Source organism: Rhizobium sp. AN73, assembly GCF_030757975.1.
Taxonomy (GTDB): Bacteria; Pseudomonadota; Alphaproteobacteria; order Rhizobiales; family Rhizobiaceae; genus Agrobacterium; species Agrobacterium arsenijevicii.
Map to the genome: position 1 here is coordinate 1,948,169 of NZ_JARWME010000001.1, position 21,926 is coordinate 1,970,094.

The window sequence follows — 21,926 nt, forward strand, 5'->3', positions numbered from 1 at the left end:
CCAAATCTATCAGGACGATGGAAGAGTTCTCGGAATTCGTCGGCCTTTCCCGCCCGACTGTTTCGAAATACTTCAACGATCCGGCCTCGGTCCGCAAGAAGACGCGGGATGCCATAGAGGAAGCGCTGAAAAAATCGGGCTTTCGGCCCAATATTTTCGCCGTCAACCTCAACCGCCGCCGCTCCAATATCATCGGCATCATCATTCCGAACTCGACCGATCCGTTCTACATGGCGCTGACGAGCCGTATCGAACTGATCGCCAACGAGGCGGGGTTCCTTGCCTTCGTGCTGTCGTCGGATGGCAAGGCGGAAATCGAAGACCGCGCCATCCGCACCTTCAAGTCGATGAATGTCGCAGGCGCGATCATCGCTCCGCTCGGCGTCAAATCCCACCGTGCAACGCTCGAACAGCTCGGGGCCAGCATTCCCATCGTTTATGTCGATTCGCCGCTCGACGAGACCTCTGCCTTTGTCGGCACCGATAACCGCCAGAGCGTTGGCCTGATGGTGGACTACCTCTGCCGCTCGGGCGAGCCGCCCTGTTTCTTCGACATGCCGCAGGTCAACACTAACGCGGCGACGCGCCGCACCGCCTATGTTGAGGCCATGCAGCGTCTCGGTTTCGAACCGCATGTGCTCAACGTTCCTGATATCGTTACTTGGGATTTCGAGCGTTTCGCCTTTGACGAAGCTGGCCGGCTGCTGGATCGGAGGGAGCTTCTGCCGTCGCGCACCATCCTGTGCTCGAACGACCGTATCGCCTTCGGCGTAATTGCCGCCGCCTTTCAGAAGGGCATCAAGGTCGGCCATGGCGCCGATTACGACCTCCGGGTCGCCGGCCATGACGATCATCCGCTGTCACGTTATGCCTGCCCGCCAATTACCACGGTGGCACAGAATTATAACGAGATCGGCAGGCTATCGATCGAGCTTCTGTTGCAGAAGCTGAACGAGGAGGCGGATGACACGACGCGGATGCGGGAGCGCATCCTTCTCAGTGCCGATCTGATGTTACGCAAATCGGCCTGATGGGAAGCGCTCGCGCAGTATTTCACCGATGGCTCGGCAGTTTTGGCAAGAGCACGGTCAACAGGCCGAGCAGCGGCAGGTAGGAGCAGATGCGGTAGACGAATTCGATGCCTTCCTTATCCGCATAGACGCCCAGAACCGCAGCGCCGATGCCGCCGAAACCGAAGGCGAAACCGAAGAACATGCCGGCGATGAGGCCGACGCGTCCCGGCACCAGTTCCTGCGCGAACACGACGATGGCCGAGAAAGCGGAAGAGAACACGAAGCCGATGACGACGACGAGAACGGCCGTCCAGAACAGGTTGGCATAGGGCAGCATCATCGCAAAGGGAATGACGCCGAGGATCGAGAACCAGATGACCACGCGCGAGCCGAAGCGGTCGCCGATCGGGCCACCGAAGAACACGCCCGCAGCCGAAGCGCCGAGGAAAAGAAACAGCAGAACCTGTGCATCCTGCACGCCCAACCCAAACTTCTCGATGGTATAGAAGGTGAAGTAGCTGGAAAGGCTGGCGAGATAGGCATTCTTGGTGGCGGTCAACACCACCAGCACGGCGAGCGTCATTGCGACTGTGCCGCGAGCGAGCGGCAAGGCGCGGCTGACAGGGGCCTTGCCGACATTCGCGCGCCGGTGGCGTGTGTACCAGACGCCGACCCAGGACAGCACGATGAAGCCAACGAGGGCGATCAGCGAAAACCAGCTGAGGCTCGACTGGCCGAGCGGAATGACGATGAAGGCGGCAAGCAGCGGGCCGATGGCCGTGCCGGTATTGCCGCCAACCTGAAAGAACGACTGCGCAAGACCGTGGCGTCCGCCGGATGCCAGGCGCGCGACACGCGAGGCCTCCGGATGGAAGATCGCCGAGCCGATGCCGATGAGGCAGGCGCCCGCGACCAGAACGGTAAAGCTGTGTGCGAAGGCGAGCGTGATGAGGCCGGCGCAGGTGGAAAGCATGGCGACGGGCAGGGAGAAGGGCATGGGCCAACGGTCGGTCACCATGCCGATGACCGGTTGCAGCAGCGATGCCGTCACCTGAAAGGCGAAGGTGAGCAGGCCGATCTGCATGAAGTCGAGGGCGTAATTGGTCTTCAGCAGCGGATAAAGCGACGTCAGCAGCGATTGCATGATGTCGTTGAGCATGTGGCAGAAGCTGGCGGCTGCGATGATTGAAAACGTCGTGCGTTGCGGGCTGAACCCGGTGCTGGTGACGGTGGCCATGATGTATCCTCTCCAGATTCCCGGCAGGAGACGGGAAACGTGTCTTTATTTCTTCCCGCTTTTATTCATATTGCTTCTGGCCTGCTTTCGAGTTCTGGACGAGTTTCTTTGTGAATGGGCCAAATGGCAAAAATCAAATCACTAAAACCCACCCGTCTGTCGGATGACGACCATGAGCGCAGCCTGAAATTGATCGACGGCACCAACGAGCCGGTGCTGGCGCTTCACCGTGCCTATCCCACGGGACACCGCACGCCGATCCACAGCCATGGCCGGGTGCAAATATGGTGCTCCCGCCAGGGCGTCGTGCTGGTCAGCACCGCTGACGGACGCTGGATGATACCGCCCGGGCACGGACTCATCATTCCCGCCGGGCTGAAACATGAGTCCGAGATCATCTCCACGGTGGAGATGCACTCGATCTACGTTCACCCCGATCTGTTTCACGCCGATGCCCCAAGGGTGGTGGAAATTACCGCCCTTGCCTCCAGCCTGATTTCGGAACTGCTGGGCGAGGAGCACCAGCCGACCGCTTTTCATCGGCAGGGGCTGGTGCGGGCGCTTCTGCTGGACGAGGTCAACCGACTGCCGGAACGACCGCTCGGATTACCGTTTCCCAATAACCAGCGTCTGGCCGGCCTTTGCCGCGAGTTTCTGAAAAAGCCGGTCGCCAGAGTGGAAATCGACGATTGGGCGGCGGCAATGGGCATCAGCCGTCGCTCGTTTACGCGGTTATTTCGCAAAGAGTTGGGGGTGAGTTTCGTCACCTGGCGTCAGCAGGCCTGCATCTTCGCGTCGCTGCCGAGGCTTGCGGCGGGCGAGGCGGTGACCAATGTGGCGCTGGATGCCGGTTATGAAAACATTCCGGCCTTCACCACCATGTTCCGGCGGATGCTTGGTAACTCGCCCCGCGCCTACCGCAAGGCGGCAGGCCAGCGCGGTGGCGGTTTTCCCGACCCGGACGATGACGAGAACTAAGCCGCCGTTGCGCGCATGTCCCGGCGGAAATCGGAAGGTGACATGCCGGCGATCTGGCGAAACGCCTTGTTGAAGGCGCTGACGGAGCCGAAGCCGCTTTCCATGGCGATTTGCAGAATATTGTCCTTGCCGTTCATCAGCATCGCTTGGGCGCGGGAAAGTCTGAGCAAGGTCAGGTATTTGATCAGCGTCATGCCGGTAGATTTGCGAAACAGGTTCATCGCATATTTCGGATGAAGTGCTGCGGCGCGGGCAATCTCGGTCGCGTCGATGTCATCCAGAAAATTGGCGGCAATGAAATCGCACATGCGCACCACCCCGATGGAGGGCGCAATGCTCTCGTCATCCTGCTCCCGTTTGCCGTTGATGGCAGATGATATGACGGAATAGGGTTCGAGGAACATCCGCTCGACCCTGAGCAGCAATTCCTCCACCGCATGCTGCGCCTTGGCAGGATCACCCGAGGTGACATAACGGAACCAGCGGCCGAAATTTTGCTCGTCAGCCCGGTCCGTCTCAGCACTTACCATCGTCGCGCCGCCCATCAGCAGGCTGGAAACCGCAGCCGGCAGCCGCATGCGAAAAAAATGAACGAGCGGCAGGTGCGCGCCGGCATAAATTGAATCGTCGGAAGATTGGTCCATCTGGTGCGGCTGGCCACCCCAGAAGATGCACATCTGCCCGGCATCGAGCCGAAGATCGTGGTCGCCCATGCGATAATGCACCGATCCGGACAGAACGTAATTCACCTCCACCTGCGCATGCCAGTGCGGCCGGAGCATGATGGGCGGATGATTGTGAAAAAGCTGAAGCGTGGTCGGCATGCCTTCGATGCTGCTTGCACCCGGCTGGTAGAAGGCTCTTTCGGCAATCTTACTTTCCGCCAAATCGATGTTCCCTTTGTACGAGACAGATTTCCTGCCGCCGGTAATGTGCCCATGTTCGCTAAAGAACGGCAATTGAAAAAAGGGAGGTTTTCAATGTGCTTTAAATTTCTTGGCGCGTCGACAGCTCTGGTGCTTCTTGCGGCACCGGCAATGGCGCAACCCGAGACCGTTACCATCTGGAGCTGGGACGTCGCGGCGTCAGCGCTGCGATCTGCGGTGGAGGGGTTCAACAAGCAGAATCCGGATATCAAGATCGTCGTTGAAGACCTTGGAAACAATCAGGTTTTTGACAAGACGCTGGCCGGTTGCGCAGCCGGAGGCGATGGTCTTCCGGATATTGTCACGATCGAAAATTTCGAGGCGGAGGTTTTCTGGAGCCGGTTTCCCGATTGTTTCGCCAATCTGACCAAGCTTGGCTACACGCCTGAGAAACAGGCACTTTTTCCGGAATTCAAACGCACCGAACTGGAAGTCGACGGTGTCGCCTACGCGGTTCCGTGGGATTCCGGCCCGGTGGCGGTTTTCTATCGCCGCGACTTTTACGAAAAGGCGGGCGTCGACCCGGTCACCATCAAGAGCTGGGACGATTTCATCGCGGCCGGCAAGAAGGTCATGGCCGCCAATCCTGGCACCGTGATGACGCAGGCCGACTTCAACGGTGGTAGCGAATGGTTCCGCATGATCACCAACGAGCAGGGATGCGGTTACTTTTCGACAGACGGTCAAAACATCACCATCAACCAACCGGCCTGCGTTGCCACACTCGCGAAGATCAAGGAAATGAAGGATGCTGGCGTCATAACGGCCGCCAGCTGGGACGAGAAAATCCAGTCCAACACGGCCGGCAAAGCGGCGAGCCAGATGTTTGGCGCCTGGTATGAAGGCACGATCCGCTCCGGCTCTCCCGATCTTTCGGGCAAGTGGGGCGTCTATCCGATGCCGAGCCTGACGGCGGATGGCCCACATGCCGCCAATCTCGGCGGTTCGTCGCTGGCCATCAGCTCGACGTCCAAGCACAAGGAAGCCGCGTGGAAGTATATCGACTACGCGCTCACCACCAATGAGGGGCAGGTGACGATGCTGAAATCCTTCGGTCTCGTTCCTTCGCTTCTTTCTGCCACCAGCGAGCCTTTCGTCAAGGAAAAGCAGCCCTATTGGGGCGGCCAGGCGGTCTGGACCGACATTCTTGCGACCTTGCCGAAAATCGTGCCGAGCCGCGGCACCGCCTTCCAGTCGGATGCGGATGCGATCTACAAGGCGACGCAGACGAAATATCTTGCAGGCGGTTATCCCGATGCGAAAGCGGCGCTCGACGATGCGGCTAAGCAGATCGAAACGGCCACGGGTCTTCCGATCGCGGAATGATGCTGTTGGAGGTCGGCCTTGCTCCTGAAGCGGAGCCGACCTCTCCAAGCCCTTCCAATTATCGCATCTGGAGGTCGTCATGCCGTCAAGGAACAGGATCGCTTATGCGTTCCTTGCGCCCTATCTTCTGATTTTCGCGACGTTCTGGGTCTGGCCGATCATCAGCTCGTTCATGCTGTCGTTTCAGAATACCCGCATCAACCCCTGGCGGTTCGCGCCCTCCATGAACTGGGGACGGCTTGTTGCTGATCCGGCGTTCTACAACGCGCTTTACAACACACTGATCATTCTCGTCATTCAGGTGCCTGTCATGATCATGCTCGCCACCGTCATGGCGGTGCTCTTGAACTCGCCGCTCCTGAAGGTGCGCCCGCTTTATCGTTTTGCCTTCTTTGCGCCTGTTGTCGTTGGAGAGGTCGCCTATGCGGCAGTGTTCCGGCTGATGTTCAGCGCCGATTTCGGCATCATCAACAAGCTCATCACTTCCGTTGGCCTTTCGCCCATCTCGTGGTTCGACAATGCCAATGCGGCCATGGCGCTCGTCATCATCGCCGTCACGTGGCGCTGGGCGGGGTATAACGCCATCATCATCCTCGCCGGTCTGCAATCCATCCCCGGTGATGTCTATGAGGCGGCAACACTGGACAAGGTGAACAAGCGGCAGCAGTTCTTCCATATCACTCTGCCGCTGTTGAAACCCATCATTCTTTTCTGCGTGGTACTGTCGGTCATCGGCACCATGCAGCTTTTCGCCGAACCTTTCCTCATCACCAACAGGGGCGGGCCGGGCGGCGGCACGGAAACGCTGGGGCTGTTCCTTTACCGGCAGGGCTTCACCTCGCTCAATTTCGGTTACGCCTCAGCCATTGCCTACACCATGGCGGCGCTCGCCATCGCCATTTCGCTTCTCAATCTCTGGGTCGGGAGGGAGCCGAAATGAGATCGAAATCCAGATCGCTTTTCTGGCAGAAGATTGCCCTGCATGCGGCGTTGACGCCGCTCGCCATCATCTGGCTGTTTCCGCTGTGGATGATGTTCGTGTTCTCGACCATGCCGGATTACGGCATCTTCAGCCCGGATATCGTGCTGATGCCTTCCTCCAACTTCATCGAGAACTTCAGCAACCTTCAGGCGGATACCAACTTCATCAGGGCGATGTTCATCTCGATCACCGTCGCCGTCATCTACACGGTGCTTTCGGTCTTCCTGACATCGATGGCGGGCTGGGCGCTGGCGCGTTACCGTTTTGCCGGACGCTCGGTGGTGATCGCCATCATTCTCGGCACCATCACCCTGCCTTTTGCGGTCGTCGTCATTCCACAATTCATCATGGTGGCGCGCGAGTTCAAGCTCGCTAATAGCTGGATCGCACTGATCGTGCCACCGCTGTTCAATTCGCTCGGCGTGCTGTTCATGCGGCAGTCCTTCTCGATGATGCCGACGGAGCTTTTCGATGCGGCAAGGGTCGAGGGCGTCAAGGAGTGGCAGATCTTCCTGCGCATCGCTTTGCCATTGGCGCGGCCTACCATGGCGGCTCTGTCGATCATCCTCTTCCTCGCCTCGTGGAACAATTATCTCTGGCCGCTGCTGATCAACTCCCGCCCGGAAATGATGACCGCACCCGTGGCGCTTGGCACCCTCATCGGGCTCACCAAAGTGTCATGGGGCGGCATCATGGCCGGTGCGGTCCTGCTCACCGCGCCCATCCTCGTGGTTTTCGTGTTGTTGCAGCGTCATTTCATCGCCGGCATTTCCGCCGGGGCAGTCAAGTAAGGGAAGAGGCCGCATGGCGGAACTTTCGCTCAAAAATGTCGTCAAGCGCTACGGCGCTCTGGAAGTCATCCATGGCGCGGATCTCGATATTGCCGATGGCGAATTCGTGGTCTTCGTTGGCCCATCCGGCTGTGGCAAGTCCACGCTGCTGCGCATGATCGCCGGGCTGGAGGATATATCGGATGGCGATATCAGCATCGCTGGCAGGACGGTCAACGATGCCGATCCGGCCGATCGCGGCATCGCCATGGTGTTCCAGTCCTATGCGCTTTATCCGCATATGACGGTTGCCGAAAACCTCTCCTTTGGCCTCAGGATGAATGGCAACCCAAAGGCCGATACGGAAAAGCGCGTCAGCCGCGCCGCCGAAATCCTGCAGATCAACGAACTGATGGAACGCCGGCCGAAGCAGCTTTCCGGCGGGCAGCGGCAGCGTGTCGCCATCGGCCGCGCCATCGTGCGCGAACCGCAGGTCTTCCTGTTCGATGAGCCCCTGTCGAACCTCGATGCGGAACTGCGGGTGCAGATGCGCGTGGAAATATCGCGGCTGCACAAGCAGCTCGGCACCACGATGATCTATGTCACCCACGACCAGACCGAGGCGATGACGCTGGCCGACAAGATCGTGGTTCTGCGCGCGGGCAATATCGAACAGGTTGGTGCGCCGCTCGATCTTTATGACGACCCCGCCAACCGTTTCGTTGCCGGTTTTGTCGGTTCGCCGAAGATGAATTTTCTGGAGGCGACCGTTATCGGCGCGGGCGCTGCAAGCGCCACACTGTCGCTCGACAGCGATCCTGCCGTGCGGCTGACCCTGCCGCTCAAGGCCCGGCTTAACGAGGGAGCCAAGGTTTCGCTCGGCATCCGGCCCGAACATTTTACCGATGCCGGGCAGGGCGATGTCGATCTTACCGTGCATGTCGATGTCGCCGAACACCTCGGCAATACCAGCTACGTCTATGCCCGTACCGAAGGCGACGAGCAGCTTGTCATCGAACGCCCGGAATCGCGCGATGTCGCCAATCGCGACCGGCTGACGGTCGGTCTTTCCGCCCGCAAGGCCTTCCTTTTCGACAGCGAGGGCAACCGCCTGCGCTGAAACTTCCCAAGCATCACATGCCAAACACCCACATCAAAGACGAGGTTTTCATGACGACCGACCAACCGATCCGCTGGGGCATCATCGGCCCGGGCACTATCGCCAAGACCTTCGCGGACGGCATTGCCCATTCCCGCACCGGCAGACTTGAGGCCATCGCCACACGCAATCCAGAAAAGCCGGGTCTTGCCGAGGCGTTTGCGGGCGCCCGCATTGTCCATGGTTACGATACGCTGCTTTCCGATCCCGATATCGACGCGGTTTATATCGCCACACCCCATACGGGCCATGCGGAATGGGCGATCAAGGCCATCCGGGCGGGCAAGAACGTCCTGGTGGAAAAGCCCATTGCGCTTTCCGCCTATGATGCTGACGCCATTTTCCACGAGGCGAAAAAGGCTGATGTCTTTGCGGGTGAGGCCTATATGTATCGCCTGCACCCGCAGACGGCGAAATTGCTGGAGCTGGTCAAGAGCCGTGCCGTTGGCGATATCCGCATCATCCGCTCAAGTTTCGGTTTCAATATGGGCTCGTTCCGTGCCGACCATCGGCTTTTCGCCAATGAGATGGCGGGCGGCGGCATTCTCGATGTCGGCGGTTATCCCGTATCCATGGTGCGGCTGATCGCCGGTGCCGTGGATGGAAAACCCTTTGCCGAGCCGGAAAAGGTGGCAGGTGCCGCCCATCTCGGCCAGTCGGGCGTCGATGAATGGGCGTCGGCCGTTCTGAAGTTCTCAAACGGCATCGTCGCCGAAGTCTCCTGCTCGATCATGGCGGGACAGGACAATGTGCTGCGCATCATCGGCTCGGAAGGCCGTATCGAGGTCAAGGATTTCTGGTTCGCTTCCGGTCATAAGGGCGGCACCGGCCGTATCGATATTATCCGCGGCGACAAGACGGAAACCATCGAATTGCCGGAGGATCGCTGGCTCTATTCCTTCGAGGTCGATGCGGCGGGCGAGGCAATCAGGCAGGGCAAGCGGGAGTTCAATGCGCCCGGCATGGGCTGGGCCGACAGCCTCGGCAATCTGCGCGTGATGGACCAGTGGCGCGCCGCCGTCGGCCTCGAATACAGCGTCGAAAAGGCAAGCTCGCGCATCGCCAATATCGCCGGAGGCAAGGTCGTTGCAGGTAATGCGGTTCCCAAGCGGAAGATACCGGGCCTTGCCAAACCCGCCTCAGTTGTCGCGCTGGGGTTCGAATTCTTCCCCAATTTCGCCTCCGCATCCCTGACGCTCGATGCCTTTTACGAGGCGGGCGGTAATCTGTTTGACACGGCCTATGTGTATGGCGGCGGCAAGACCGAAGCGATCTTCGGTGACTGGCACACCAGCCGAAACGTGCCGCGCGAAGAGATCGTTCTGATCGGCAAGGGCGCACATTCTCCGCTCTGCTATCCGGATATGATCGCCAAGCAGCTCGACCAATCGCTGCAGCGACTGAAGACGGATTATGTCGATGCCTATTTCATGCATCGCGACAATCCCGAAGTGCCTGTTGGTGAGTTTGTCGATGCGATGGATGCCGAAGTCCGGCGCGGGCGCATTCGCGGCATCTTTGGCGGCTCAAACTGGACGCGCGAGCGCATGGATGAAGCAGCCGCCTATGCTGAGAAGAATGGCAAGCAGGCGCCGGGCGCTCTTTCCAACAATTTCTCGCTCGCCGAAATGCTTGACCCCATCTGGGCCGGATGCGTGGCGGCGTCGGACGATGACTGGAAAGAATGGCTCAAATCCCGCCAGATTCCGAATTTCGCCTGGTCGAGCCAGGGGCGCGGTTTCTTTACCGACCGGGCCGGACGGGACAAGCGTGATGACGAGGAAATCGTTCGCGTCTGGTACTCCGACCGCAACTTCGACCGCCGCGACCGAGCGATCGAGCTTGCCCGGAAACTCGGCCGCCACCCGATCCACATCGCGCTCGCTTATGTCATCGCCCAGCCGTTCCCGGTTATCCCGCTGATTGGGCCGCGCACGATTGCAGAGTTGGAGGATAGTCTTTCGGCGCTGGATATCAGGCTGACGGATGAACAGCTGAAATGGCTGGAGGCTTGAGCGATAGCGGATTATCCGAGGGCAGTGGGGGGAAATTGCTAAAACCCCTGTCATCCTCGGGCTTGACCCGAGGATGACGTTGCGGCTGTGGGAAGGTCTGTAAGCCATCTCTGCGGTGAATTTTCCACGGCCTTTCAAGGCAATAAGGCAGGGCGCAACGCTGTCGCCTGTTTCTTCTCCCCGCCGGGAGAAGATGCCCCGAAGGGGTAGATGAGGGGTAATCTCCCCGCATATCTCTACCGTTGCCCCCTCATGCCGCTGCCACGACCTTCTCCACGGTGGGGAGAAGAGTGCGCCCGCTCGCTCAATTAACGATTCTTCGGGCCGGGATGTCGTCTCCCGCCTTTTTTCCTCGCCCGGCGGCTGCTAAAGCTCAGGCTCACAAACCGCGCCGCGAAAAACACAGCAGGCGCAACAATCTACCGGGGTTCCTATGAGCGATATCGACCGAAACCGCGCGCAGCAGTTGATGGGTGAGGCGGGCATGGACGCGCTGGTGCTTTTCCAGCCGGAAGCCTTTCGTTACGCGGTTGGCGCTCATGCGGGTGTTGCGACGATGTGGGGCAGGGCGGGTTCGGCAATCGCGCTGGTGCCGGCCGATGCCGGGGCGAGATTGGGTGCTGTCGTCAGCGATCATGCGGCTCCGATCATCAAGAAGGCCGCGCCGGATGTCGATCTGCGCTGCCATAAAATCTGGATCGATATGGTCGATCTGTCGGGTGTCGAAAACATCTCGCAGGTTGATGGTGCCTATCGTCGCAACAATTCCGGCGGGCCGAGACCGGAGACATTCGATCGTGCCGCCTGTTTCAATCTGCTGGCCGATCTTCTGCGGGAGCGCGGCCTGTCTGCGGCGCGTATTGGCGTGGACCTCGAATTCATGCCTGCCGCCGATTTTCTCGCCCTGTGTCAGGCGCTTCCGGATGTGAGCTGGCTGGACGGTTCGACGGTGCTGAAACGTCTGCGCGCGGTGAAATCCCAACGCGAGATCGAACTTCTCAGACGCGCGGCGCAGGCTGCTGAGGCCGGGCTGGTCGAGATGGCGGCTACCATTCGGCCGGGAGCGGCGCTTGGCCAACTTTCAGCCGCCTGGAAATCGGGCGCGCAGGCGTATGCCCTCAAATCGGGTTTTTCGCTGAGTGGCCATTGGGATTACATTTCCGTCGGTCCGGCCCTGTCGGATATGGCGGCGGTCGTTACGCCGGGTGCGCTCATCAAGGCCGATGTCGGCACGCTGGTCGATGGTTATTCGTCGGATGGCGCGCGGACTTTTTCGTGGGGGCCTGTCTCTCCGCTCTCGGCCGATATCTTCAAGGCGCTGGAGGCGGCCTTTGCCAAAGGGCTGGAAGCGCTCCGGCCCGGCAATACATTCGGCGCGGTGCATGCCGCCATGCTGGCCTCAATGCGCAAAGACGGATTCAGCGAATATTATCGCGGCCATTTCGGCCATTCCGTCGGTGGCGGCGTCGGTATTGAGGAATGGCCGTTCTTTTCGCATGACAATCCGGAAATCATTCTTCCCGGCATGGTCGTGGCCCTTGAAGCGCCGTTCTATGGCGAAGGGCTGGGTGCGCTCATGATCGAGGACCAGTTCCTTGTCACCTCGGCAGGGGCAGAGTGCATGATCAGCCTGCCACGCACCCTGCGGGATTTGTCCCTGACCTGAGTCGGTAAATTCAGAGAAAATCGTCGCGGCGCGGGGTGAAGCAGTCGATCAACTCCCCCTCTTCCAGACAGATGCAGCCGTGCTCGACATCGCCGGGAATGATCAGGCTGTCGCCTTTTTCAAGGTCATAGGCTTCGTCGTCGCGGTAAAAACGGAATCTGCCGCTGGCGACATAGGTGGATTGCACATGCGGGTGGCTGTGCAATCTTCCCTCCGCGCCCGTAATGAAGCGGAACGAAACCACCATCAACTCGGGTGCTTCGGAAAGCACGGTGCGTTCGACGCCATCGTCAGGTGAAACGGTGGGGAATGTCGGAAGTTGCTGCATGTCGTTCTCCTCAGTCGGGCAATGTCGTTATGCGGAAGCTTTCAGCGCGGCGCGCGCAGCATGGCGCGGTAACGCGTCTGGCTGCTTTTCAGGTGGTGGCGCATGGCACTTCTCGCCGCCTCTTCGTCACCGTCCTGGATCGCGATCAGAATGGCTTCATGCTCGCCGACAAGCCGGTTGAGATCGGCGGGCGAAAGCACGGTTTCCTTGCCGTTTTCGGCAACTGCCCGGCGCGGAATGAGGGTCGGGCCAAGTACCTGCAGAAACTCGCTGAAGCGCGGATTGTTGGTCGCCTCGGCAACGGCGAGGTGAAAGGCGAAATCGGCTTCGGCTGTCGGAATGCCCTTGGCGGCGCTGGCACGGAAGGCATCGAAGGCCTCGATGATTTTTTCCTCCTGCGCCGGCGAGCGCCGAATGGCCGCAAGACCGGCAGCATCACCTTCCACGGCGGTGCGCAACTCCAGCATCTCGATCAGCGAGGAGACGCGGGCAAGATCGATGTTGTGAAAGGGCCGCCGCTCGGCGGGCGCTGGCTCCAGCACGAAGACGCCGGCACCCTGGCGCGGCTCGACCAGCCCGTCGGACCTGAGTGAGGCGATGGCCTCGCGCACCACGGTGCGGCTCACGCCAAATTCCTGCGTCATCTGCGCTTCGGAAGGCAGGCGCTCGCCTGTCTTGTAACGGCCCTTGGCAATCTGGCTGCGGAGTTCCTCCGAAACCTTGACCACAAGCGTCTTGGCTTGCGGAGCTGCCGGTTCGGAGGTTGTCGCTTTTATCATTGTCATCGCCGTTCTAAAAAGGGTGCGGGTTTGCGCCCGGTATTCCTCGATACGTCATTCGCGGCCCGGCTTGCAATCCCGCTGCTTGCGCAGGAAAGGCCGGTTGTCGTGCCTGTCGGTCCCATATGGCATTTCAGTTCGTCTTGAAGATCGGATTGTCGATGAAAACGCCACCCTGAAACCGCGCCACCGCATCTTTCGGGTCCGGTTGCGGCATTGTCTCGGCAATATGCTGCCGGAAGTTCTCGGCATTGTCCTTGGGTTTCCAGCCAAGCCAGCCGAGGTGCGAATTGTCCCACCAGCCGGCATCATTGGCCGATGCGCCCCAGATGACAGGGCAGCCGAGCACGGGCGTGCGGAAAACCGCCTCGATCAGCGATACGAAATCATCCTGCGAAAACCAGGTCGACAACATGCGGTGATTTTGCGGTTCCGCCGTGCAGGAGCCGATGCGGACCAGCGCCGTTTCCTGACCGAATTTTTCGAAATACATGCGGGCGAGGTTTTCACCGAAACATTTGGACACGCCATAAAGACCGTCCGGCCGGAAGGGAACGTCCGGGCCAAGCCGGTCGCTCTGGGAATAATAACCGATGGTATGGTTGGAACTGGCAAAGACGATCCGCGGCTGGCCGTTCGCGCGGGCTGCCTCGTAGAGGTTATAAAGCCCAATGATATTGCCCTGAAGGATCTGCTCGAAAGGCCGCTCCACCGATATGCCGCCGAGATGGACGATGCCGTCACAATCGGCGACCATCGCATCGACGGCGCTGGCGTCGGCCAGATCGCATTGCACACATTCCTCGTTCGGCCCGGCCGGGTCGAGCGGCGAAAGATCGGCAAGGCGCAATATCTCGGCCATCGGTGCGAGGCGCTTGCGCATGACGCGGCCGAGTTGGCCTGCCGCACCGGTAACAAGAAGCCGTTTCATTGCAATTCTCCCTAAACGAATGGACTGCGGATCATCGAATTTGCGGGGAAACCCCGCCTCAGACGTCTCCGAGATGTCTCTGTGCCTCTTGACCTTGTCATACAGATCGTACAAAAAGCGGATAACATATATTATGTCATATACGCAACAATCATGAAGGATGAGTTTGATGCTGACCGTCGAAACAAGGCAGGCTGTCAACCCGGAGTTTGCAAAGACGCTCGATACTGAAGGGCTTCGCAAGCATTTCCTCGCCAGCGACATGTTCCGTTCCGGTGAAATCAGACTGATCTACACCCATTACGACCGTTTCGTCATGGGCGGCGCGGTGCCGAACGGCGCACCGCTGACGCTGGACAGGGTAGAAGAAACGAAGACGCCGTCTTTCCTTGACCGGCGCGAGATGGGCATCGTCAATATCGGCGAGACCGGCACCGTCAACGCCGGCGGGCAGAGCTACACGCTCAATCGTGGCGACGTGCTTTATCTCGGCGCGGGCAGCGGTGCCGTTACTTTCGACGGGGCAGGGCGATTCTATATCACCTCATGCCCGGCGCATCGCAGCCTGCCGGCCAAGCTCGTCAGCCTTGCCGACAGCAAGGAGGTCAAGCTCGGCGCGACCGAGACCTCCAACAAGCGCACCATCAACCAGTTCATCCACCCGCTCGTCATGGAAAGCTGCCAGCTAGTGCTGGGCTACACGACGCTGGAGGACGGTTCCGTCTGGAACACCATTCCTTCCCATATTCATGATCGCCGCATGGAGGCCTACCTCTATTTCGGCATGGATGAAAAGTCGCGCGTTCTGCACCTGATGGGTGAGCCGCAGGAGACCCGGCATCTGTTCATTTCGAATGAAGAGGGTGCGGTTTCGCCGCCCTGGTCGATCCATTCCGGCGCCGGCATCGGCTCCTATACCTTCATCTGGGCGATGGCGGGCGACAATGTCGACTATACCGACATGGACTTTATCCAGCCGGGGGATCTGAAATGAAAAATCCCTTTTCGCTTCAAGGGCGTAAGGCGCTGGTGACGGGTGCCAATACCGGGCTTGGCCAGGCAATCGCGGTCGGCCTCGCCGCCGCTGGCGCGGAAGTCGTCTGCGCCGCCCGCCGCGCGCCGGACGAAACGCTGGAACTGATTGCGAAGGACGGCGGCAAGGCAAGTGCGCTGTCGATCGATTTTGCAGATCCACTGGCGGCGAAGGACAGCTTCACTGGCGCCGGTTTCGATATTCTCGTCAACAATGCCGGCATTATTCGCCGGGCCGATTCCGTGGAGTTTTCCGAACTCGACTGGGATGAGGTGATGGACGTCAATCTCAAGGCGCTGTTTTTCACCACGCAGGCTTTCGCAAAGGAACTGCTGGCAAAAGGGCGGTCCGGCAAGGTCGTCAATATCGCCTCGCTCCTGTCGTTTCAGGGCGGTATCCGTGTGCCTTCCTATACGGCGGCGAAACATGGCGTCGCCGGTCTCACCAAGCTTCTGGCAAATGAGTGGGCCGCGAAGGGCATCAACGTGAATGCCATCGCGCCCGGCTACATCGAAACTAACAATACCGAGGCGCTACGGGCGGATGTCGCCCGCAACAAGTCCATTCTCGAGCGCATTCCGGCTGGCCGTTGGGGGCATTCCGAAGACATCGCCGGAGCGGCGGTTTTCCTCGCTTCGCCGGCGGCCGACTATGTGCATGGCGCCATTCTCAACGTCGATGGCGGCTGGCTGGCGCGCTGATTTGCGCCAGTTTCTAAAATTCATCATATAACTTGTATGATGACTTGTTGACAAATATGCGGCAAGCGGTTTAGGTGGCTTCCAGTCAGTGAACTTGCAGAGGAATTTCGTTTATGAACCCTGAACAGATCAAGGCGGCGCTTGGCTCCGGCCTGCTCTCCTTCCCGGTAACCCATTTTGATTCCGAGGGTCGTTTTGCGGCCGATAGCTACAGGGCGCATGTCGAATGGCTTGCCGGTTACAAGGCGCCGGTGCTGTTTGCCGCGGGCGGTACGGGCGAGTTCTTCTCGCTGAAGCCGGATGAAATCCCCACCATCGTTTCGGCTGCCAAGGAAGTGGCCGGCGAAACGGCAATCGTCTCGGGCTGCGGTTACGGCACGGAGATGGCGGTCGATATCGCCCGTTCCGTCGAAAAGGTCGGTGCCGATGGCATCCTGCTTCTGCCGCACTACCTCATCGATGCGCCGCAGGAAGGCCTTTACGCGCATATCAAGAAGATTTGCCAGTCAGTTGGCATCGGCGTCATGGTTTATAACCGCGACAATTCCGTACTTCAGGCGGATACGCTGGCGCGTCTTTGCGATGAGTGCCCGAACCTCGTCGGCTTCAAGGATGGAACCGGCGATATCGGTCTCGTTCGCCAGATCACCGCCAAGATGGGCGACCGCCTGATGTATCTCGGCGGCATGCCGACGGCGGAACTGTTTGCCGAAGCCTATCTCGGCGCCGGCTTCACCACCTATTCCTCGGCTGTCTTCAACTTCGTGCCGGGTCTTGCCAACGAGTTCTACGCGGCGCTGCGTGCCGGTGAGCGCGCCACCTGCGAACGCATCCTGACGGAGTTCTTCTATCCGTTCATGGCGATCCGTAACCGTGCGAAGGGCTACGCCGTCTCCGCCATCAAGGCTGGCGTTCGCCTGCAGGGCTTTGATGCCGGCCCGGTGCGTGCACCGCTGAAGGATCTGACCAATGAGGAAATCGGCATGCTCGATGCCCTGATCGGCACGCATAAGCGCAAGGCCTGATCATGGCCTGATCCGGGCAAAACGGGAGGGGAGCGATGAAGATAACAGCGGTGCGCACGCATCTGCTCGAACATCGGCTGGACACGCCGTTTGAAAGCGCCTCCATGCGCTTCGACCGGCGCGCCCATATTCTGGTGGAAATCGAATGTGATGACGGAACCGTCGGCTGGGGCGAATGCCTCGGTCCGGCGCGACCGAACGCCGCCGTGGTTCAGGCCTATTCCGGCTGGCTTATCGGCCAGGACCCGCGCCAGACCGAAAAGATCTGGGCCGTGCTTTATAATGCCCTACGCGACCAGGGCCAGCGCGGCCTCAGCCTCACCGCTTTGTCCGGCATCGATATCGCGCTGTGGGACATCAAGGGCAAGCATTACGGTGCTTCCGTCTCCATGCTGCTCGGCGGGCGTTGGCGCGAAAGCGTCCGCGCTTATGCCACCGGCAGCTTCAAGCGTGATGGGGTCGACCGCATCTCCGACAATGCCGCTGAAATGGCGGAGCGCCGTGCGGAAGGTTTTCACGCCTGCAAGATCAAGATCGGCTTCGGCATCGAGGAAGACCTGCGGGTCATCGCCGCCGTGCGTGAGGCGATCGGGCCGGATATGCGGCTGATGATCGACGCCAATCACGGTTATACCGTTACGGAAGCTATCACGCTCGGCAACCGTGCGGCTGAATATGGCATCGACTGGTTCGAGGAGCCGGTGGTTCCCGAACAGCTTGATGCCTATCAGCGCGTGCGGGCAGGCCAGCCGATCCCGATTGCGGGCGGCGAGACCTGGCACGGGCGTTACGGCATGTGGCAGGCACTTTCCGCCGGTGCGGTGGATATTCTCCAGCCCGATCTCTGCGGCTGCGGCGGTTTTTCCGAAACGCAGAAGATTGCGACACTTGCCACGCTCCACGGCGTGCGCATCGTGCCGCATGTCTGGGGCACCGGCGTGCAGATCGCGGCTGCGCTGCAATTCATGGCGGCGATGACGCCCGACCCGGTTCGGGTCAATCCTATCGAGCCGATCATGGAATTCGATCGCACGCCCAATCCGTTCCGCCAGGCCGTGCTGAAACAACCGCTCGAGGCGGTGGGTGGTGTTGTTGCCATCCCCGATGGGCCGGGCCTCGGCATTGAGATCAACCGTGACGCCCTTGTCGAATTCAGGATGCCAGACGCATGACCACGCTTGAACGCCAGTTGACAGGCACGCCTCCGAATCCGCTTTTTCCAAAGGGGGCCATCGATACGCAGATGCATCTGTATCTGCCGGGTTATCCCGCCTTGCCGGGCGGACCGGGTCTGCCACCGGGCGCACTTCCGGGGCCTGCCGATTATCGGAAACTCATGCAGTGGCTCGGTATAGACCGCGTCATCATCACCCAGGGCAATGCCCATCAGCGCGACAATGCCAACACGCTCGCCTGCGTTGCCGAGATGGGCGAGGCGGCGTGCGCGGTGGTGATCATCGACGCCAGCACGACCGAAAAGGACATGGAACGTCTTGCCGCCTCCGGTGCTGTCGGCGCGCGCATCATGGATTTGCCGGGCGGGGCGGTGAACCTTTCCGAGCTGGAGGCCGTCGACGAGCGCGCTTGTGCCGCCGACTGGATGGTGGCCGTACAGTTCGACGGCAACACGCTTCTCGACCATTTGCCGCGACTTGAGAAAATCCGCTCGCGCTGGGTATTCGATCATCACGGCAAGTTCTTCAGGGGTATCGACCCTGACGGCCCGGAGATGGCTGCACTTTTGAAGCTCATCGATCGCGGCAATCTCTGGTTCAAGTTCGCAGGCGTCTATGAAAGCTCGCGCAACAGCTGGCCTTATGAGGACGTCGCCGCCTTTTCTCGCGTGATCGCGGCGCATGCGCCGGAGCGCATCGTTTGGGGCACCAACTGGCCGCACAATTCCATCCGCGAGACCGCCGCTTATCCCGATGATGCACGGCTTGCGGAACTGGTTCTCGGCTGGCTGCCGGATGAGGCGGCGCGTCATCGTGCGCTGGTGGAGAACCCTGAAGCCCTGTTCAAGCTGCCGCCGTTCAAGGCGGCATAGTGTCAATCCGGGATGGTTGGGAAAGGGAGGTCCCATCGTCCTTATCAAGTGAAAGGTCTTTGCATGCCGGCCCGGATGGGCGTGAAAAATTCGGTCCGATAGCCTTGGAGGGGCTGGGCCGTTGTTACAATGGAGGAGGAAGAAATGAAAAAGATTGCAAGCATGATGTGCGTCGCGATGGGGATCGCGCTCGCGAGTGTTTCTGCCAAGGCGCAGGAAATCACCCTGCGTTCGGCCGATATTCATCCTGACGGTTATCCGACGGTCGAAGCCGTGAAATATATGGGCGAGCTTCTGTCCGAACGCTCCAATGGCCGCATCAAGGTGCAGGTCATGAACAACTCGGTTCTCGGCGGTGAGAAAGACACCATCGAGCAGACCCGCTTCGGCGTGATCGACATGAACCGCGTCAATGCCGCGCCCTTCAACAATCTGGTGAAGGAAACCACCGTTCTCGGCCTGCCTTTCCTGTTCCGTTCGACGGAGCACATGCACAATACCGTTGACGGGCCGATCGGCGATGAGGTTCTGGCGGCTTTCGAACCGCACGGCCTTGTCGGTCTTGCCTTTTACGATTCTGGTGCGCGCTCCTTCTACACCACCAAAAAGCCCATCGAAAAACTGGCGGATCTGAAGGGCCTGAAAATCCGCGTGCAGCAGTCGGATCTGTGGATTTCGATGATGCAGGCGTTTGGCGCCAACCCGACGCCGATGCCGATGGGCGAGGTCTATTCCTCGCTTGAAACCGGTGTCGTCGACGGTGCGGAAAACAACTGGCCGTCCTACGAATCCGCCCGCCACTATGAAGTTGCGAAGAACTATTCGCTGACGGAACACTCCCTCAACCCGGAAATCCTCGTCATGTCCAAGGTCTCCTTCGACAAGCTGTCTCCGGAAGACCAGAAGCTCGTGCGCCAGGCGGCGAAGGATTCCGTCGGCAAGATGCGCGAATTGTGGAGCGCCCGTGAAAAGGCATCGGAAGAAAAGGTGCGCGCCGGCGGCGTCAATGTCATCAAGGTCGACAAGGCGGAATTCGCCGCCGCGATGACCCCGGTCTACGACAAGTTCGTGACCGATCCCAAGATGAAAGACCTTCTGGAACGGGTAAAAGCGGTGAAGTGACATAGGACAAACCGGCTCTGGCAACAGGGCCGGTTTTCTTTTGTCGCCGTTTTGATTGAAGGAGGAGGAGGAAGGCAAATGCGAAATTTCATGCGGGCGGTTCGCCCATTTCTTGGCGGGCTCAGCCACGCGTCGCTCTATATTGCCGGTATCGGCATGATCGCCATGACGCTTATCGTCGGTTGGCAGGTGTTTGCCCGTTATATCCTGAACGATTCACCCAGCTGGTCGGAGCCGCTGTCGCTTCACCTCATGTCATGGTTCATCATGCTGGGGGCGGCTGTCGGCGTGCGGGAAAGCGTGCATCTGGGGCTGGATATTCTGCGTTACATGATGCCGCCGCGCATCCAGAAGGGAATGGACCTGACCAGTCTTGCCCTGATCTTTTTCTTCGGTGTCGGCATGGCCTGGTATGGAACCTCGCTTTCCATCGGCACATGGACGGCGACGATCCCCGTTCTCGGCTGGCCGGGTGGCACGGACTTCTTCCCGCTGGTGGGCGGCGGTTTTCTGATCGCGCTGTTTGCGGCCGAGCGGTTCGTCGATCTCGCCATCGGCGAGGAGATCGCGGCGGATATTCTCGTACAGGAGGCCGCGTAAATGGCTTACACCATTCTCTTCGGTGTCTTCACCCTATTGATGCTGATCGGCACTCCGATTGCGTTTTGCCTCGGCATTGCTTCCTTCGCCACCGTTCTCTATCTCGGCCTGCCGCCCATCGTGGTGTTCCAGCAAATGAATTCCGGCATGAACGTGTTTGCGATGATGGCAATCCCGTTCTTCATCTTCGCGGGTGACCTGATGGTGCGCGGCGGTATCGCCCATCGCCTCATCCGTTTTGCGGCAGGGCTGGTCGGCCATCTGCGCGGTGGTCTCGGGCAGGTCAATATCGTCGCCTCGACGCTGTTTGGCGGTATTTCCGGCTCGGCTGTGGCGGATGCATCCGCCGTCGGCGGGTTGATGATCCCGCAAATGGCCAAGCGCGGTTATGACAGGGACTATGCCGTCAATGTTACCGTCAACGCTGCCATCATCGCGCTGATGATCCCGCCATCGCACAATATGATCCTTTATTCGATCGCGGCGGGCGGCAATGTCTCGGTGGCCGATCTCTTCACCGCCGGCATCATTCCGGGCCTGTTGCTTGCCGCAGCCCTGATGGTCACCGCCTATATCGTTGCGCGGCGCAAGGGTTATCCCTCCGAGCCGTTCCCCGGCTTTTCCAAGCTGATGTATTATCTTCTGGCGTCGTTCCCCGGCATCCTGCTGATCGGCATCATCTTCGGCGGCGTGCGTTCGGGCATCTTCACCGCAACGGAAAGCTCCTGCATCGCCGTTCTCTACGCCTTCCTCGTCGCCATGCTGGTCTATCGCGAGCTCGACTGGAGCGGTTTCGTGGAAGCCGTCATGGGCGCGGTGAGAACGACGGCTATGGTCCTGCTTGTCATCGGTACGGCGGCAGCCTTTGGCTGGCTGATGGCATTCCTGCAGGTGCAGACGCTGATGATTGCGGCGATCAGCGCGATTTCGGACAATCCGATCATCGTGCTTCTGGTCATCAATGTCATCCTGCTGCTGCTCGGCACCTTCATGGACATGGCGCCGATGGTCATCATCTCCACGCCGGTGCTTTTGCCTGTCGTGAAGGCCTTCGGCATCGATCCCGTACATTTCGGCGTTGTCATGATCCTCAATGCCGGCATAGGCCTCAATACACCGCCAGTCGGAACGGTGCTTTTCGTCGGATGCGCGGTCGGCGGCATATCGATACGGGAGGCGATGCGGACGATCTGGCCGTTCTTCGGGGCCAGCATCGCAGTGTTGCTCGCGGTCACCTATATCCCGTCACTTTCACTGTGGCTGCCCTCGCTTTTCCGGTAAGCGCAAC

General features: G+C 59.8%; 21 protein-coding genes. 16 read left to right on the forward strand and 5 right to left on the reverse strand.

What is annotated here, in order from left to right; all coding sequences use genetic code 11:
* Window positions 1-17 precede the first annotated feature (17 nt).
* Window positions 18-1,031, forward strand: coding sequence for a LacI family DNA-binding transcriptional regulator (locus tag RBH10_RS08710; RefSeq protein ID WP_281039456.1), 1,014 nt, complete (start codon window positions 18-20; stop codon window positions 1,029-1,031).
* A gap of 22 nt (window positions 1,032-1,053) precedes the next feature.
* Here RBH10_RS08710 and RBH10_RS08715 read toward each other — a convergent pair whose 3' ends face one another.
* On the reverse strand, window positions 1,054-2,250 hold the full coding sequence (locus RBH10_RS08715; RefSeq protein WP_281039335.1) for an MFS transporter: 1,197 nt from the start codon (window positions 2,248-2,250) through the stop codon (window positions 1,054-1,056).
* A gap of 123 nt (window positions 2,251-2,373) precedes the next feature.
* Between RBH10_RS08715 and RBH10_RS08720 the strand changes: the two genes are divergently transcribed.
* Window positions 2,374-3,228 (forward strand): helix-turn-helix domain-containing protein, encoded by an 855-nt coding sequence (locus RBH10_RS08720; RefSeq protein WP_281039336.1) that lies wholly within the window; start codon window positions 2,374-2,376, stop codon window positions 3,226-3,228.
* Here RBH10_RS08720 and RBH10_RS08725 read toward each other — a convergent pair.
* Window positions 3,225-4,121 carry a helix-turn-helix domain-containing protein gene (locus RBH10_RS08725; protein ID WP_281039457.1) on the reverse strand — a complete coding sequence of 299 codons (897 nt, stop codon included), beginning with the start codon at window positions 4,119-4,121 and terminating at the stop codon, window positions 3,225-3,227. The genes RBH10_RS08720 and RBH10_RS08725 overlap by 4 nt on opposite strands.
* 87 nt (window positions 4,122-4,208) lie before the next feature.
* Between RBH10_RS08725 and RBH10_RS08730 the strand changes: the two genes are divergently transcribed.
* The 6 genes from RBH10_RS08730 to RBH10_RS08755 all read left to right on the forward strand — a co-directional run bounded on the left by RBH10_RS08730 (window position 4,209) and on the right by RBH10_RS08755 (window position 12,072).
* Complete coding sequence (locus RBH10_RS08730; RefSeq protein WP_281039337.1) at window positions 4,209-5,480, forward strand: ABC transporter substrate-binding protein; 1,272 nt, start codon at window positions 4,209-4,211, stop codon at window positions 5,478-5,480.
* Between the two features lie 79 nt (window positions 5,481-5,559).
* Window positions 5,560-6,420 carry a carbohydrate ABC transporter permease gene (locus RBH10_RS08735; RefSeq protein WP_281039338.1) on the forward strand — a complete coding sequence of 287 codons (861 nt, stop codon included), beginning with the start codon at window positions 5,560-5,562 and terminating at the stop codon, window positions 6,418-6,420.
* Window positions 6,417-7,253 carry a carbohydrate ABC transporter permease gene (locus RBH10_RS08740; protein WP_281039339.1) on the forward strand — a complete coding sequence of 279 codons (837 nt, stop codon included), beginning with the start codon at window positions 6,417-6,419 and terminating at the stop codon, window positions 7,251-7,253. Before RBH10_RS08735 ends, RBH10_RS08740 begins: the two co-directional genes overlap by 4 nt.
* A gap of 13 nt (window positions 7,254-7,266) precedes the next feature.
* Window positions 7,267-8,352: an ABC transporter ATP-binding protein gene (locus tag RBH10_RS08745; RefSeq protein WP_281039340.1), complete on the forward strand. Its 1,086-nt coding sequence runs from the start codon at window positions 7,267-7,269 to the stop codon at window positions 8,350-8,352.
* Window positions 8,353-8,402: 50 nt separating this feature from the next.
* On the forward strand, window positions 8,403-10,406 hold the full coding sequence (locus RBH10_RS08750; protein ID WP_281039341.1) for an aldo/keto reductase: 2,004 nt from the start codon (window positions 8,403-8,405) through the stop codon (window positions 10,404-10,406).
* A 433-nt stretch (window positions 10,407-10,839) separates the two neighbouring features.
* On the forward strand, window positions 10,840-12,072 hold the full coding sequence (locus tag RBH10_RS08755) for a Xaa-Pro peptidase family protein (RefSeq protein WP_281039342.1): 1,233 nt from the start codon (window positions 10,840-10,842) through the stop codon (window positions 12,070-12,072).
* Window positions 12,073-12,082: 10 nt separating this feature from the next.
* Here RBH10_RS08755 and RBH10_RS08760 read toward each other — a convergent pair whose 3' ends face one another.
* The 3 genes from RBH10_RS08760 to RBH10_RS08770 all read right to left on the reverse strand — a co-directional run bounded on the left by RBH10_RS08760 (window position 12,083) and on the right by RBH10_RS08770 (window position 14,110).
* On the reverse strand, window positions 12,083-12,400 hold the full coding sequence (locus RBH10_RS08760) for a cupin domain-containing protein (protein ID WP_281039343.1): 318 nt from the start codon (window positions 12,398-12,400) through the stop codon (window positions 12,083-12,085).
* A gap of 41 nt (window positions 12,401-12,441) precedes the next feature.
* The gene (locus RBH10_RS08765; RefSeq protein WP_045021645.1) at window positions 12,442-13,179 is read right to left on the reverse strand and encodes a FadR/GntR family transcriptional regulator; all 738 of its coding nucleotides are present in this window, start codon (window positions 13,177-13,179) and stop codon (window positions 12,442-12,444) included.
* A gap of 133 nt (window positions 13,180-13,312) precedes the next feature.
* Window positions 13,313-14,110, reverse strand: a complete 798-nt coding sequence (locus tag RBH10_RS08770; RefSeq protein WP_281039344.1) for an NAD(P)-dependent oxidoreductase — start codon at window positions 14,108-14,110, stop codon at window positions 13,313-13,315.
* A gap of 169 nt (window positions 14,111-14,279) precedes the next feature.
* Between RBH10_RS08770 and kduI the strand changes: the two genes are divergently transcribed.
* From kduI to RBH10_RS08810, 8 genes are all read left to right on the forward strand, one after another.
* Window positions 14,280-15,104 (forward strand): 5-dehydro-4-deoxy-D-glucuronate isomerase, encoded by an 825-nt coding sequence (gene kduI, locus RBH10_RS08775; protein ID WP_281039345.1) that lies wholly within the window; start codon window positions 14,280-14,282, stop codon window positions 15,102-15,104.
* Window positions 15,101-15,844, forward strand: a complete 744-nt coding sequence (kduD, locus tag RBH10_RS08780; protein WP_281039346.1) for a 2-dehydro-3-deoxy-D-gluconate 5-dehydrogenase KduD — start codon at window positions 15,101-15,103, stop codon at window positions 15,842-15,844. The genes kduI and kduD overlap by 4 nt, the downstream gene beginning before the upstream one ends.
* Before the next feature lie 113 nt (window positions 15,845-15,957).
* Window positions 15,958-16,869 (forward strand): 5-dehydro-4-deoxyglucarate dehydratase, encoded by a 912-nt coding sequence (gene kdgD / locus RBH10_RS08785; protein WP_281039347.1) that lies wholly within the window; start codon window positions 15,958-15,960, stop codon window positions 16,867-16,869.
* A 35-nt stretch (window positions 16,870-16,904) separates the two neighbouring features.
* Complete coding sequence (locus tag RBH10_RS08790; protein ID WP_281039348.1) at window positions 16,905-18,041, forward strand: D-galactarolactone cycloisomerase; 1,137 nt, start codon at window positions 16,905-16,907, stop codon at window positions 18,039-18,041.
* Window positions 18,038-18,916: an amidohydrolase family protein gene (locus RBH10_RS08795; protein ID WP_281039349.1), complete on the forward strand. Its 879-nt coding sequence runs from the start codon at window positions 18,038-18,040 to the stop codon at window positions 18,914-18,916. Before RBH10_RS08790 ends, RBH10_RS08795 begins: the two co-directional genes overlap by 4 nt.
* Before the next feature lie 144 nt (window positions 18,917-19,060).
* Window positions 19,061-20,038, forward strand: a complete 978-nt coding sequence (locus RBH10_RS08800; RefSeq protein WP_281039350.1) for a TRAP transporter substrate-binding protein — start codon at window positions 19,061-19,063, stop codon at window positions 20,036-20,038.
* Window positions 20,039-20,116: 78 nt separating this feature from the next.
* A complete protein-coding gene (locus RBH10_RS08805) occupies window positions 20,117-20,638 on the forward strand; it encodes a TRAP transporter small permease (RefSeq protein ID WP_045021657.1) in 522 nt (173 codons plus the stop codon).
* Window positions 20,639-21,919, forward strand: a complete 1,281-nt coding sequence (locus tag RBH10_RS08810; protein WP_045021660.1) for a TRAP transporter large permease — start codon at window positions 20,639-20,641, stop codon at window positions 21,917-21,919.
* Window positions 21,920-21,926 lie beyond the last annotated feature (7 nt).

Coding starts and splice junctions, on each gene's coding strand:
- RBH10_RS08710 (WP_281039456.1), top strand. CDS start 18: ATGGAAGAGTTCTCGGAATTCGTCGGCCTTTCCCGCCCGACTGTTTCG.
- RBH10_RS08715 (WP_281039335.1), bottom strand. CDS start 2,250: ATGGCCACCGTCACCAGCACCGGGTTCAGCCCGCAACGCACGACGTTT.
- RBH10_RS08720 (WP_281039336.1), top strand. CDS start 2,374: ATGGCAAAAATCAAATCACTAAAACCCACCCGTCTGTCGGATGACGAC.
- RBH10_RS08730 (WP_281039337.1), top strand. CDS start 4,209: ATGTGCTTTAAATTTCTTGGCGCGTCGACAGCTCTGGTGCTTCTTGCG.
- RBH10_RS08735 (WP_281039338.1), top strand. CDS start 5,560: ATGCCGTCAAGGAACAGGATCGCTTATGCGTTCCTTGCGCCCTATCTT.
- RBH10_RS08740 (WP_281039339.1), top strand. CDS start 6,417: ATGAGATCGAAATCCAGATCGCTTTTCTGGCAGAAGATTGCCCTGCAT.
- RBH10_RS08745 (WP_281039340.1), top strand. CDS start 7,267: ATGGCGGAACTTTCGCTCAAAAATGTCGTCAAGCGCTACGGCGCTCTG.
- RBH10_RS08750 (WP_281039341.1), top strand. CDS start 8,403: ATGACGACCGACCAACCGATCCGCTGGGGCATCATCGGCCCGGGCACT.
- RBH10_RS08755 (WP_281039342.1), top strand. CDS start 10,840: ATGAGCGATATCGACCGAAACCGCGCGCAGCAGTTGATGGGTGAGGCG.
- RBH10_RS08760 (WP_281039343.1), bottom strand. CDS start 12,400: ATGCAGCAACTTCCGACATTCCCCACCGTTTCACCTGACGATGGCGTC.
- RBH10_RS08765 (WP_045021645.1), bottom strand. CDS start 13,179: ATGATAAAAGCGACAACCTCCGAACCGGCAGCTCCGCAAGCCAAGACG.
- RBH10_RS08770 (WP_281039344.1), bottom strand. CDS start 14,110: ATGAAACGGCTTCTTGTTACCGGTGCGGCAGGCCAACTCGGCCGCGTC.
- kduI (WP_281039345.1), top strand. CDS start 14,280: ATGCTGACCGTCGAAACAAGGCAGGCTGTCAACCCGGAGTTTGCAAAG.
- kduD (WP_281039346.1), top strand. CDS start 15,101: ATGAAAAATCCCTTTTCGCTTCAAGGGCGTAAGGCGCTGGTGACGGGT.
- kdgD (WP_281039347.1), top strand. CDS start 15,958: ATGAACCCTGAACAGATCAAGGCGGCGCTTGGCTCCGGCCTGCTCTCC.
- RBH10_RS08790 (WP_281039348.1), top strand. CDS start 16,905: ATGAAGATAACAGCGGTGCGCACGCATCTGCTCGAACATCGGCTGGAC.
- RBH10_RS08795 (WP_281039349.1), top strand. CDS start 18,038: ATGACCACGCTTGAACGCCAGTTGACAGGCACGCCTCCGAATCCGCTT.
- RBH10_RS08800 (WP_281039350.1), top strand. CDS start 19,061: ATGAAAAAGATTGCAAGCATGATGTGCGTCGCGATGGGGATCGCGCTC.
- RBH10_RS08805 (WP_045021657.1), top strand. CDS start 20,117: ATGCGAAATTTCATGCGGGCGGTTCGCCCATTTCTTGGCGGGCTCAGC.
- RBH10_RS08810 (WP_045021660.1), top strand. CDS start 20,639: ATGGCTTACACCATTCTCTTCGGTGTCTTCACCCTATTGATGCTGATC.